This window comes from Wukongibacter baidiensis, from assembly GCF_050888315.1.
Taxonomy (GTDB): domain Bacteria; phylum Bacillota; class Clostridia; order Peptostreptococcales; family Caminicellaceae; genus Wukongibacter; species Wukongibacter baidiensis.
Genome location: NZ_CP138202.1, coordinates 5,157,474 through 5,170,303, shown reverse-complemented (window position 1 = coordinate 5,170,303; position 12,830 = coordinate 5,157,474). Strand labels below are relative to the sequence as shown.

The window sequence follows — 12,830 nt, the reverse complement described above, 5'->3', positions numbered from 1 at the left end:
CCGGGCTGTACTCAAAAGATTCGGCCCTTATTAGAATAACCCAGTTATCTTTCCAGTATTATCAACATCTATTTTTTCAGCCGATGGAACCTTAGGAAGTCCTGGCATAGTCATAATATCTCCAGTTAGGGCAACTATAAACCCTGCTCCAGCTGATACCTTAACATTTCTTATTGATACTCTGAATCCTTCAGGCCTTCCAAGTTTCTTTGGATCATCTGAGAAGGAATATTGTGTTTTGGCCATACAAATTGGTAAGTTACCATAGCCTAATTCTTCAAGCTTCTTAATTTGCTTTAAACAATTTCCTGTGAAATCTACTCCATCAGCACCATATATTTTTTCAGCAATGGCACCAATTTTATCTTGAATAGACATCGCGTCATCATAAACGAAATGGAAATCGTTATCCCCCTCTTCAATCAGTCTAACTACTTCCTCTGCAAGCTTAGTACCACCTTCTCCGCCCTTTGCCCAAACTTCTGACAATGCAACGTTAGCTCCAGCTTTCTTACAAGCATAATCAACAAATTGTAATTCTGCTTCTGTATCGGTTGGGAATCTATTTATAGCAACAACAGCAGGTAAGCCAAAATTCTCAGTTACATTTTCAATGTGCTTTAAAAGGTTCGGTACACCTTGTTGAAGTGCCTCAATATTTTCAGTACCAAGCTCATCCTTTTTACATCCACCATGATGCTTTAATGCTCTTACCGTCGCAACTATTACTACTGCGCTCGGCTTCAATCCGCTCAATCTACATTTAATGTCTACGAATTTTTCAGCCCCTAGATCTGCTCCAAACCCAGCTTCCGTTACAACATAATCTCCAAGCTTCATTGCCATTTTCGTAGCCATTACACTATTACATCCGTGGGCTATATTTGCAAATGGCCCACCATGGATAAAGGCCGGAGTCTGCTCTAGCGTTTGAACTAGGTTTGGTTTTAAGGTATCCTTTAATAGTGCTGCAACTGCTCCCTGAGCCTTGATATCTCCTGCGGTAACTGGCTTGCCATCCCTTGTATAAGCAACAATAATTTTAGCTACCTTTGATTTCAAATCTTCTAGATCATTCGACAAACATAAAATAGCCATTATTTCAGATGCAACCGTTATATCAAAGCCATCTTCCCTTGGAACTCCATTTCCTTTACCACCTAAACCATTTACAATAGAACGCAGCTGTCTATCGTTCATGTCTACACATCTTCTCCATGTAATCTTTGTTATATCGATGTCAAGTTCATTGCCTTGCTTTATATGATTGTCAAGCATCGCTGCGATAAGATTATTAGCTACTCCTACAGCATGTAAATCTCCTGTAAAGTGTAGATTTATGTCCTCCATTGGAATAACCTGTGCATAACCACCACCTGCTGCTCCACCTTTTACGCCGAATACTGGACCAAGTGAAGGTTCTCTTAAAGCAATTACTGTTTTCTTTCCTAGCTTTGATAGTGCGTCTCCAAGTCCCACAGTCGTAGTTGTCTTTCCTTCTCCAGCTGGAGTTGGGTTTATTGCCGTAACAAGTACTAGCTTAGCATCAGGAGTGTCTTTCATTTCCTGTAATAGGTTATAGTCAATTTTCGCTTTATACTTTCCATAGTTCTCTACAAACCTATTATTGATACTAAGCTTTTCAGCTATTTCATTGATTACTAACGGCTTAGCCTCTTGTGCTATCTCAATATCAGTTTTAAATTTCATTTTATCCTCACCCTTTGATTTTATTGTTTTAACTTAGCCCTGCAGAGCTGTATTATGTGTGCGACAAAATTCGCAAAGTTTAATATATTCACATTATACAAAAAAACATCTTTCTTGCCTTTAAACAGAATTGACAGGTTTTTGAACAAAAAATAATAGCGGGGCTGTCTCATGAAAATATCTCATGAGCTCAGCCCCTAGGGTGTTTGAAAACGAATGTATTTCGAATAACGCATAAATTAATCATTCTGAGACACCGCTACTGTTATTCTTAAACATTTTTGGCGTAACACCAGTCAATTTCTTAAAGTTTTTATAAAAATAATTTAGATTGTTATATCCTACCTTATCTGCAACTTCCTTAATCGATAGTTCTGTATCATTTAAAAGCTCTTTAGCCTTTTTTATTCTCAGTTCATTCAAATATGCAATGAAGTTCTTCCCCAGATACTTCTTAAACATTCTCGAAATGTGATTTGGACTTGTATGAAACTCTCCAGCACACTTATTTAACTCCATATCCTTGGTATAGTTGCCATTAATATACTCTAGTATGTCATTAAAAAACTGATTATCAGTATAGTTGTAACCCATGACTCTTTCCATTGTCTCAATAAACTGCTTAGACTCGATAGGCTTTAATAGAATGTCCTTTGCACCTAGTCTCAAAGAGGATTGAGCATATTCAAAATAACTATAGGCCGTAATCACAATGAAGTTTATTTTTCCTGTATAAGAAGATTTAATTTCCTCCATAACCTCTATACCATTATACACGGGCATTTTAATATCTAGATAAACTATATCGGGCTTTAATTTTTTTATTATTTTGATTGCCTCATCCCCTGAAGCAGCCTGTCCAACGACTTCAATAGGCAAATTGCTTTGTTTAATAAGATATTTTATAATTTCGCCTGAAGACTCCTCATCATCTACTATTATTGCTCTTCTCATCCTTTCACCTCCTATTATGAGTTTTCTAATATGAGATTTCCTTTCATCGACAGCTATTTATATAATCTTATCTGGCAAGCTAATTTTCACAGTTGTTCCTCTTTTATATTGACTATTAATATCAAAGGAAAAATTATTTCCATAAAATCTCCCTAGCTTCAGAAAAATCATCTTTAGTCCATTAAGTTCGTATTCATCTTCATTTGTGATTTTTAATTTAAGCTCAGTTAACTCATCCTGTTTCATGCCAATACCATTATCATTTATCTCGATTATAGTTCTGTCCTCAACTTGTCTAGCTGTTACAATAATCTTCATATTATCTTTTACATCCTTAAACCCATGATTGAAACTATTTTCAATTATTGGCTGTAAAAAATTAAATGGAACGTTTATATTTTCAACCTCTAAAGAAATATTAAAGTCTGCAGCAACCTTGCTTCCATATCTTATTTTTTGAAGATTAATATAGTTCTTTAGGTATTCTATTTCTTCCCTTAGTTCCACAAAATAGCTGCTTTTCTTGAGAGAATATCTAAACATTTTTGAAAGATTAATTATTGCATCGTAGGTATTGAGAGAATTTTCCCTTATTGCTAGACTGGCTATAGCATTTAAGGTATTGAAAAGAAAATGGTTGTTTATTTGAATACTTAGAACCTTTCCCTCCGTATTCTTTAGGGCTTCCTCCAACATGATTTCATTTTGAACTATATCATTGATTATCTCGTCTTTTTTGTTCAACTCAATCTCTGAGTTTTTAAATATATAATAATTAATAATATTTTTACAAAGTCTTTTCATTAATTGTAGTATAGCATTGACAGTACTTTTAGGAGTATCATAGGGTAAGCTGATAATCTCTTTGTCTTCCTTCGTTTTAATCTTTATATTACTCTTAGCTTCTCTAATATGGCCTCCCTTAATCACTCCAACAACTTTATTGTTGTAAATTATGGGTTGTATAAATACTGTTAAACCATAGGGACATACAAAGGCTGATGGATCTGTATATTGAGGCGCGGCATATTCACCCTTAATATTATATAAACTACAATTGCAAAGTTTTTCATCAATGTTACAAATAGCTCTGCAAAATTCTGGATAGTAACTGGTCTTAAGAACAATATGTCCTTTATCGTCAAAAATAGCCATAGGTATTTTCAATGGCTCTATTATTTTATCAAATATATACTTAACCTCTTGATTAAGCTTAATATCTACAGGATATATTTTGCTGTTTTCATGCTCTTGTTTTTGTTTTCTATTTTTTAAAAATATCTCTTGTTCATGATTCACAGGAATAGAAATCAATAGCTCTTTTAGAGGCTCTTCTCCGTCATTTATCGTCTCATGGGTGGAACCAGCTTGGATATGGAAAATCGAACCTGGTTCCATTGTAGAAGTCTTATTGCCAATAATTTGCTCTCCCTTTCCCGATAGACCATAAATTACTTGCTCATCCCCATAATGTATATGCTTATTTTGCCTCTTTCCTGAGAAAATAGTAACAATTCCTATATTCATGACACTTTTAAAATTACTTTTTTCTGGCTCATGTATCCATTCTATCTGTCCCCAGTCAAAGAACTGGATGTTATCCTTTATCAAGCTTCTCACCCCTCAAACCAATATGTTTTATTGTTTGACTAAGCTATTTACTTTAGCATATATGAAGTAAATAAATTTAAAATATCACTATGGATTTGAATCCAAATTTTAATTTAGTTATAACAATCCAATCATTTGCATATTTATGATTTATTACAAAAATGTTATAATATTTATAATTATTGATTCCATATTCTAAATTAATAATACTACATTCTAATAAAGGCGGGATAACCATGGCAATCACAGTTTATAAAAATTTTGAAAGCTTTAGAGCTGATACAGAGGAATTATGCAAGGTTGACCTTCATAATTTACCTCTTGGAAATACAAATAGTTATTATTATCATCATGTAAGACCCTTAATCATTCCAAATCCACTTGTAATGGGTGGAATAAAGCTTTCATCGCCTTGTTTTTTATATTCTACCTTTGATGAAAATTCCAATAATGAATTGATTCACATTGGTGAAAATGGTAGGATAGATCTTCCTCCGAATACTTTGGGTGTTATGCTAAAAATTGAAAATAAGGAAAACTCTTTAGTAAAGGTTACTGATGTTAATGGGCAAGTTTCAACGGTTGAATGCGGGGAAATGAATTCTTTTATATCACTTGGTTTTACTTCTCCTAATGGTATATCAAGTGTTGAATTCTTAAATTCTAATATATTCCTTTGTGATATGTTTTTTACTTTAGCAGCTAGTTGCTAGAGTATCTTTGAAAATATAATTTGAGTTTATTTAGGTGTGGTAGAAAATAAAGCGAAGAAATCTGTTTTTTTAAGGTTTCTTCGCTTTTATTCTATGATTAGCCTACATCAAGTCTAAAAATATTAGATTTACTTTCATATTTTAATTTTAACTATTCAAAGCCTCCATCAATGCTCTGGCCTTATGGAAGGTTTCTTCATATTCCATCTCTGGATCGGAATCCCAAACGATTCCTCCACCTACTTGGAAATATGCCTTATTGTCCTTACATACTATAGTTCTAATTACTATATTTAAGTCGATATCTCCATTAAACCCTATATATCCAATCGATCCAGTGTAAATATTTCTTTGGGTTGGTTCAAGCTCATCTATAATCTCCATTGCTCTAATTTTAGGAGCACCTGTTATTGACCCCCCTGGGAAAGTTGCTGTTACAACATCTATTATTTCATGATCATCCTTCATTTCTCCAATCACAGTGGAAACTAAATGATAAACAGTAGCATACTCTTCTAGATGGAAAAGTTCAGTTACCTTTACAGTTCCTGTTTTCGATACCCTTCCTAGGTCATTTCTTTCAAGATCAACTATCATAAGCAGTTCCGCTTTATCCTTTTCACTTGATAGCAGTTCTTCTCTATTTCTTTTATCTTCCTCTGGGGTTTTCCCTCTAGGTCTCGTTCCCTTAATAGGTCTTGTTTCAATTACCCTGTCTGTGACTTTTATAAACCTTTCCGGTGAACTGCTTACAATATGTCCCTCTCCGAAATCTATAAAGCTTGCAAAGGGAGCTGGATTTATTGTTCTAAGCTTTCCATAAAGCTCATAAGGACTTATATCTAGATCACATTTAAATCTCTGAGTAAGATTTGCCTGATATATATCCCCTTCTTTGATATAGTTCTTTAATCTATCAAGGGCCTCTATATAGCCCTCTTTAGTAAAATTAGATTTAAATTCTTTTCTCTTTTCGTCATAGTTGATCTCAATATCTATTTTCTTTGTTTCTCCGGCTTCAATTTTTTCGATTATAGAGTCTACAACTTTACTTGCTTCATCCTTTATCCCAATTGAAGCCACAAAAACTTTGTTATTTCTATGATCAATTATAATAACTCCATCATAGAATCCTAAAAAGGCATCGGGAATATTTACATCGTCCACTGCTGTCCTTTGTAGTTTTTCAACATGATGGCATAAATCATAGCCAAAATACCCTACAGCACCACCAATAAAGGGAAGGTCTGATTTATAATTCATATCATATTTAGATAATAATGTCTTTAACTCAGAAAAAGGATTTCCCTTTAATCTTTCAGTTTCTCCATTTTGCATTATTTCTATATCATCGTTTTTTGATTTAAAAACGATAAAGGGATCAAATCCAATAAATGAATATTTTCCTAATTTTTCATAATCCATTCCACTGTCTAGGAAAAAGCTATGTGAATGCTCCTTAAATAAAGAGTAAATCTCAAAGCTATTAAGTTCAGTTTTAATTTCTTTAATTAACACCTTATTCTCCATTTCTTCACCCGCTTATCTTAAACTTTTTAGCTTCCTTTAAGAAGTTCTCTAAAAGCTCCATTCCCATCTCTGTAAGAATTGCTTCCGGATGGAACTGAACTCCTTCCATCAGATAATCCTTATGCTTTATACCCATTATTTCTCCATCTATGGTCTCAGCAGTTATCTCAAAGCACTCAGGTAGAGTTTCTCTTTTTAATACTAATGAATGGTATCTAGTAACCTTAAGGGGGTTATTAAGTCCCTTAAATACTCCTTCATTAGTATGATTTATGGGATGAACCTTTCCATGAACTGGCTCTAAGGCCTTTATAACGTCGCCACCAAAGACTTGTCCAATAGTTTGATGTCCTAAACATATCCCAAGAATTGGAAGCTTTCCTTTAAATTCTTTTACTACGCCTATACAGATTCCTGATTCATTAGGGGTGCATGGCCCTGGAGATAATACTATCATGTCAGGATTTAGTTCTTCAATCTCGTCTAGACTTATCTCATCATTTCTATAAACCAATACCTCTTCTTTTAGGCCTTGCAGGTATTGAACGAGATTATAGGTAAAAGAGTCATAATTATCTATCATCAATATCAAATCAACAGCCCCTTTTTATTTTTCTTCTTAGATTATACATTTCAAAAACGTAATAAGTCAAATGAAAAGATTTGTAGAATATATATATAATATTTGCTAAGGATGATAAAATAAAAACTAATAGATATAAATGGCAAATATTTTATTGCTGTTTTTATATTATTAATCTAGTCTAAGTACTATAGAGCTTCCAGTCAAAGCTTTAATTTATACTATATGAACCCTATATAATAAGTCCATACAATTTGATTTAGGAGGAAAGTATGCAAATTGGATATACCTTTGATGAGAAAATTTTAGACGCTATATCACCTGTTGAGTTACTATCGCAAACAAAGGAGATGGGTGTTTCAAGCATTGAAATTAGTCCTGATGAAAAAATATTATCGAGAAAAAAATATATTCATATATCTAAGCTTTGTAGTGACCTAGATATAGAAATTCATTATCACGTTCCCTACTTTGCAGATCATTTCTTATACGAAATAATGAACTTCAAAGAGTATAAAAAGGACATTAAAACCAAATACGAAACTTTAATGTCAATTATTTCTGATATTCAAAATATAACTTGTAAGCCTTCTATCTTAACTATCCATGGAGCAAATTATGAAGATAACAAGGAACAAGAAAAAGCATTCAATAATACCCTTACTTTTCTAGACTGGCTACTGAATTTTTTAGAAAAAAGAAATCTTAGTCTTAAGCTAGCTTTAGAAACATTGAATAAAAGTGAGCAGGTAATAGGAAATTCTAGAGAAGATATAAGTTATATTCTAAATGAATTTAAAGGTTCTAAATTGGGAATCTGCTGGGATATCTGTCATGATTCTTATAATTATTACCCGGGAAAAATCTCTCTCGAGGATAATTTCTACGATAACATAATCTACTCTCATATCCATGGTATTGATCTTAGCGAAGCTAAATCCCATATTTCAATAAAAAACAGTGATATTAATTTTGATGATGAAGTTAATTTTCTACTAGATAAGAATTATACTGGTATTCTAAACCTAGAACTTCTAAAAAGCTTTTGTGGAAATAGTTACTTAGATGATTTATTTGGTGATATAGAACTTCTCAGTAATAATATAAAATCCAAAAAGTAAGAATGGTTATATCTGCTAAAAAAAATTACTCCTAGTTATTCATTAAATCTTTGAATAATCTAGGAGTACTCTATTCTTAACCTTTTTCTCTAATACGACATTTCATCTATTTTCTCTTGATTCTTCCCCTTTACTTCTACAACAACCTTATGGGGCAAACAAACAAGCATTTCACTCGGTTCACCTATCGGACCATCCTTAATACAAATTTGATCTGGACAATCTGCTTCAGTTATTTTAACCATGCCCTCTTCAATTTTTATGACATTGATTCCGTGGGAGGTTTGAACTGTAAAGGGTTCCAAATTGGATGTACTATCAAATGCAATCGACTTTATCAGTTCTCCATCTACGTATACCTCTACATACTTCTCTTCATATTTCTTATTGGCATTCATTCTTAATATTCCTAGTGAACCTCCGGCGATGGCAATTACTAGAATAACTATTATAATATCAAAACGTTTCATGTATTTTCCTCTTTTCTTAATCTATAAATCAATCCTAAATACAGCCCCTAGGCTTTCATGGTTATAGGCAGAAATATTCCCTCCATGGCCCTTTACTATGGCCTTTGTTATGGCTAACCCTATTCCAGTACCACCATCATCACCCTTATAAAACCGCTCAAAGATTTTCTTATCCTCATCATTCATAAATCCCTGACCATCGTCGATTACTTCTATTATTTGATGATCGTCCTTCTCCTCTATTGTAACTAATATCTTTTTCTTTGCATACCTAATGGCATTTCCAATTAGATTTATAAACACTCTTTTCATCTTTTCCACATCATAATTTCCGAGTTTCTTTGTATCTGCTTCTAGTTGTATTTCAATATCCTTATCAATAGCTAAAGAATTAATGCTTCTTATTGCATTTTCTGCAATCTCATTTATATTGACCTGTTCAAATTCAAAAACCTCTTCAATATTCTCGAGCTTAGTTAAGTATATTATTTGGTCCACCAATTTTTTAAGTCGTTGACTTTCATCTATGATAATGTCTAGGCTCTCACCTACTTCATCACCTTCTATTACTCCATCCTTTATTCCCTCGGCATAGCCTTGAATTGACATCAGAGGGGTTTTAAGCTCATGGGATGCATTTTGTAAAAATCTTCTCTGCTGCTCATCGTAGCTTTTTAGTTTATTTGCCATACCATTAAAGCTATTAGCTAACTCTTCTATCTCATCGTTCGTTTTTATATCTATTTCATTAAATTTCTTAATGGAAAATTTATTCATTTCATTTCGAAGCTTCATTATAGGTTTAACTAAGCTTCTTTCTAAAAACAGACTAACAACAATTGCAACGGCTGCAGCAATCAAAAAGCTTGTTAAAAGCATTTTTAACCGTATCCTGTTTAATGCTTTTAATTCCTTAACCTTAGTTAATAACACCACATATCCAAGTATACTGTCATCCTTAATAATAGACTCCCGAGCAATTACATAGCCCCTCTCTTTTAACTCCCTTGGCTTTCTAAGTGTTTCCGATAGTTTTTTATCAGTCACATTAAGATTAGAAAATATAAGGCTTCTATTACTATCTAAAATAATCATTTTCGCATCTATAGTATGTCCTAAGATATTTAATGGGTCACTACTTGCTAATCTTTTTTCAACCCTTTCCTTTTCCAAGGAAGTTTCAGACAATATCTCAGAAATTCTTTTTGCTTCTACCGTTAATTCTTTCCTAGCTTCATTCTGAAGGTAATTAGTTAAAAGTCCCTTAAAGCTTACACCCACGACTAAGAAAGCCACCGTTAAAATTAATAAGTAGCTTATTACAAGTTTTTTACCTATTTTTCCTCTTTTAGTCGCTGATTTTATAGCCATATCCCCACACCGTACTTATCTCTAATTCTGAATTAATATTTTTGAGTTTTTTTCTTATTCTCTTCACAAGGTCATCTATAACCCTTAGATCGCCTAAATAATCATATCCCCATATTTTTTCAATCAATTGCTCCCTAGTAAAAGGTATATTTTTATTTTTAAATAGAAACTCAATAAGCTCATATTCCTTTGTAGTTAGCTTTAATTCTACTCCATCCTTTTCCACAAATCTTCTTTCAGTATCAAGATTTAAATCCTTTACAGTTATTATGTCACTAGGCTTATCGTTTTTACCCAGCCTTCTAAAAATATTTTTAATTCTTACTACAAGTTCTCTTGGACTAAACGGCTTAGATAGGTAATCATCGCCGCCAATCTCCAAGCCTAAAATTCTATCAAATTCTTCATCCCTTGCGGAAATAAATATAATAGGAATTTCACTTGTCTTTCTGATTTCCTTGCAAAGCTCTATACCATCTATACCAGGCATCATGATATCAAGAACAATTAAATCAGGAGAAAGCTCTTTTATTTTACCCAGTAGATTTATTCCATTTTCTAGGAGTGTTACACTATAACCTTCTTTTTGAAGGTATTTCTTAACCAGTTCCCTTATATTCTTCTCGTCGTCAACAACAAATATATGTTTCATTAGTCTCCACCTCTTTATTCCTTTACTTAAAACAATAATTATAACTTGGCAGAATTGCATAATAAGTAGGGTATTGCTTTAGGGCCTTTAAAACTATATATAGTTTTAAGCTTTTTCAGATGGAAAATATGCAATTTGCTTATTTAACAATATCCGGAATATAGCCTTTAAACTGAGCCTTGTAAAGCTCCGAGTATATACCACCTTGTTCTATAAGTCTATCATGATCTCCTCTTTCTTCGATTCCCTCATCAGTTAGAACAATAATCTCGTCGGCATTTTTTATAGTAGAAAGTCTATGAGCAATTATAATTGTAGTTCTATCCTTTGCAAGCTCTTCAATAGAATTTTGTATAGCCAGTTCCGTAGCATTATCAAGGGCTGAGGTAGCTTCATCAAGGATTAGAATAGGTGGATTCTTTAAAAACACCCTTGAGATTGCAATTCTTTGTTTTTGTCCACCTGAAAGCTTCACTCCTCGCTCACCAACAATAGTGTCGTATCCATTCTTTAAACTAACAATAAAATCATGTATATTTGCTTTCTTTGCGGCTTCAATAATTTCTTCGTCAGTTGCATCAGGTTTTCCATATAGGATGTTTTCTCTAATAGTTCCCCAGAAAATAAAGACGTCTTGCTGTACAAAACCAATATTTTTTCTTAAGGAATATAGTTTTATATCCTTTATATTTATATCGTCGATCTTTATTTCTCCCTTTACCGTCTCGTAAAACCTTGGGATTAGATTGGATATTGTTGTCTTACCTACACCTGAAGGTCCTACCAAAGCAACGGTTCTTCCTGAGTCAACCTTTAAATCAAAATCCTCTAGAACCCATTCATCCTTATCACTATATTTAAAATATGTCTCTACAAACTTTATTTCTCCCTTTGGACTATTTAAATCTATTGCATCATTACTATCTACTATATCAGGCTTTATACTCATTATCTCTAAAAATCTTTCAAAGCCTACAATACCCGATTGAAATTGTTGAGTAAATTGAATAAGCCTTCTTATAGGTCTGATCATGAATGCCATATACAAAAGATAGGCTACTAGATCACCCATGGTTATCATTCCATGGTAACTCAATATTCCACCGACTGAAATAACTACGACATTAAGCATATCAGCTAAGAAATGGGTTCCCGATGAAAAGATTCCCATGGCCTTGTAAGCGTGTCTCCAAGATTCTTTATAAGCAACATTGTTAACATCAAATTTGTCCATTTCATACTCTTCATTTGCAAAGGATTTTGAAAGTCTTATTCCTGAAATACTACTTTCGAGTTGCGAATTTATATCTGCATGTTTCTTTCTTACATTTCTGAAGGCCTTTGCCATAGTTTTTCTCTTATTAATAGTAAATAGCATTAACAATATAACAAACAGAAACACTATTAAAGTTAATGTTACATTAATCCTAACTAAGATAATAAAGCTTCCAATAATCATTATAGAAGCTATAAATATATCTTCTGGTCCATGATGAGCAGTTTCAGCTATTTCCCTTAGATCTCCAACAAGCCTAGACATTATTTGTCCAGTTTTATTGTCATCAAAATACTTAAAAGGTAAGGTCTGAATATGCTTGAATAAATCCCTTCTCATATCATATTCTATTCTAGTTCCCATCATATGTCCCCAGTATTGCATTATAAATTGACAGAACAATCTAACAATGTACATAGCAATAATCAATATAGTAAAGTTGACTATCGATCTGATCTTTCCATTTGGTATAAAATCATCTATAAACATTCTTGAAAAAATGGGAAAAACTAAATCCAATGCAGCTACAGTAATTGCACAGAACATATCTAAATAAAATAACTTTAAATGTGGCTTGTAGTATGATGCGAATTTTTTAATCATTAATCTCCTCCTATAACCCTTTATCACAATTATTATTTTATCATAATATCTTAATCAAATGTTTTTTATATCGCTATATGTATCTAAAATTTGATAAACGAAGGTAGACTCTGAGGTTTCCTTCTTACCAACGTATATAACCTTAAATTCTTCTATTCCTTTTCAATGAAAAATTTAAGGTTACAGTCTGAGCAAGAAGGATCTCAGTGACTAATTGAGTAGGTCAAACTTTTCTA

At 32.8% G+C, this 12,830-nt stretch carries 11 protein-coding genes; 2 read left to right on the top strand and 9 right to left on the bottom strand.

What is annotated here, in order from left to right; all coding sequences use genetic code 11:
- Positions 1-30: 30 nt before the first annotated feature.
- From R9X47_RS23325 to R9X47_RS23315, 3 genes are all read right to left on the bottom strand, one after another.
- The gene (locus R9X47_RS23325) at positions 31-1,710 is read right to left on the bottom strand and encodes a formate--tetrahydrofolate ligase (protein ID WP_432663486.1); all 1,680 of its coding nucleotides are present in this window, start codon (positions 1,708-1,710) and stop codon (positions 31-33) included.
- A gap of 243 nt (positions 1,711-1,953) precedes the next feature.
- Positions 1,954-2,664: a response regulator transcription factor gene (locus R9X47_RS23320; RefSeq protein ID WP_432663485.1), complete on the bottom strand. Its 711-nt coding sequence runs from the start codon at positions 2,662-2,664 to the stop codon at positions 1,954-1,956.
- 57 nt (positions 2,665-2,721) lie between these two features.
- On the bottom strand, positions 2,722-4,275 hold the full coding sequence (locus R9X47_RS23315; protein ID WP_432663484.1) for a histidine kinase: 1,554 nt from the start codon (positions 4,273-4,275) through the stop codon (positions 2,722-2,724).
- A gap of 236 nt (positions 4,276-4,511) precedes the next feature.
- On the opposite strand from R9X47_RS23315, the gene R9X47_RS23310 reads away from it, so the two are divergent.
- The gene (locus R9X47_RS23310) at positions 4,512-4,988 is read left to right on the top strand and encodes a hypothetical protein (protein WP_432663483.1); all 477 of its coding nucleotides are present in this window, start codon (positions 4,512-4,514) and stop codon (positions 4,986-4,988) included.
- A 147-nt stretch (positions 4,989-5,135) separates the two neighbouring features.
- On the opposite strand, the gene pabB is transcribed toward R9X47_RS23310, so the two are convergent.
- Complete coding sequence (gene pabB / locus R9X47_RS23305) at positions 5,136-6,518, bottom strand: aminodeoxychorismate synthase component I (protein ID WP_432663482.1); 1,383 nt, start codon at positions 6,516-6,518, stop codon at positions 5,136-5,138.
- Between the two features lie 4 nt (positions 6,519-6,522).
- Positions 6,523-7,110, bottom strand: coding sequence for an anthranilate synthase component II (locus R9X47_RS23300; RefSeq protein WP_432663481.1), 588 nt, complete (start codon positions 7,108-7,110; stop codon positions 6,523-6,525).
- Between the two features lie 263 nt (positions 7,111-7,373).
- On the opposite strand from R9X47_RS23300, the gene R9X47_RS23295 reads away from it, so the two are divergent.
- The gene (locus tag R9X47_RS23295; RefSeq protein ID WP_432663480.1) at positions 7,374-8,222 is read left to right on the top strand and encodes a TIM barrel protein; all 849 of its coding nucleotides are present in this window, start codon (positions 7,374-7,376) and stop codon (positions 8,220-8,222) included.
- An 89-nt stretch (positions 8,223-8,311) separates the two neighbouring features.
- On the opposite strand, the gene R9X47_RS23290 is transcribed toward R9X47_RS23295, so the two are convergent.
- The 4 genes from R9X47_RS23290 to R9X47_RS23275 form a co-directional block, all read right to left on the bottom strand.
- Complete coding sequence (locus R9X47_RS23290; RefSeq protein WP_432663479.1) at positions 8,312-8,692, bottom strand: NusG domain II-containing protein; 381 nt, start codon at positions 8,690-8,692, stop codon at positions 8,312-8,314.
- Positions 8,693-8,713: 21 nt separating this feature from the next.
- Positions 8,714-10,063 (bottom strand): sensor histidine kinase, encoded by a 1,350-nt coding sequence (locus R9X47_RS23285; RefSeq protein WP_432663478.1) that lies wholly within the window; start codon positions 10,061-10,063, stop codon positions 8,714-8,716.
- On the bottom strand, positions 10,041-10,715 hold the full coding sequence (locus R9X47_RS23280; protein ID WP_432663477.1) for a response regulator transcription factor: 675 nt from the start codon (positions 10,713-10,715) through the stop codon (positions 10,041-10,043). The genes R9X47_RS23285 and R9X47_RS23280 overlap by 23 nt, the downstream gene beginning before the upstream one ends.
- Before the next feature lie 139 nt (positions 10,716-10,854).
- The gene (locus tag R9X47_RS23275; protein ID WP_432663476.1) at positions 10,855-12,594 is read right to left on the bottom strand and encodes an ABC transporter ATP-binding protein; all 1,740 of its coding nucleotides are present in this window, start codon (positions 12,592-12,594) and stop codon (positions 10,855-10,857) included.
- Positions 12,595-12,830: the final 236 nt, after the last annotated feature.

What these genes read in the sequence shown, in the direction of transcription:
- R9X47_RS23325 (WP_432663486.1), bottom strand. Translation starts at nt 1,710, where the DNA reads ATGAAATTTAAAACTGATATTGAGATAGCACAAGAGGCTAAGCCGTTA.
- R9X47_RS23320 (WP_432663485.1), bottom strand. Translation starts at nt 2,664, where the DNA reads ATGAGAAGAGCAATAATAGTAGATGATGAGGAGTCTTCAGGCGAAATT.
- R9X47_RS23310 (WP_432663483.1), top strand. Translation starts at nt 4,512, where the DNA reads ATGGCAATCACAGTTTATAAAAATTTTGAAAGCTTTAGAGCTGATACA.
- pabB (WP_432663482.1), bottom strand. Translation starts at nt 6,518, where the DNA reads ATGGAGAATAAGGTGTTAATTAAAGAAATTAAAACTGAACTTAATAGC.
- R9X47_RS23295 (WP_432663480.1), top strand. Translation starts at nt 7,374, where the DNA reads ATGCAAATTGGATATACCTTTGATGAGAAAATTTTAGACGCTATATCA.
- R9X47_RS23290 (WP_432663479.1), bottom strand. Translation starts at nt 8,692, where the DNA reads ATGAAACGTTTTGATATTATAATAGTTATTCTAGTAATTGCCATCGCC.
- R9X47_RS23285 (WP_432663478.1), bottom strand. Translation starts at nt 10,063, where the DNA reads ATGGCTATAAAATCAGCGACTAAAAGAGGAAAAATAGGTAAAAAACTT.
- R9X47_RS23280 (WP_432663477.1), bottom strand. Translation starts at nt 10,715, where the DNA reads ATGAAACATATATTTGTTGTTGACGACGAGAAGAATATAAGGGAACTG.
- R9X47_RS23275 (WP_432663476.1), bottom strand. Translation starts at nt 12,594, where the DNA reads ATGATTAAAAAATTCGCATCATACTACAAGCCACATTTAAAGTTATTT.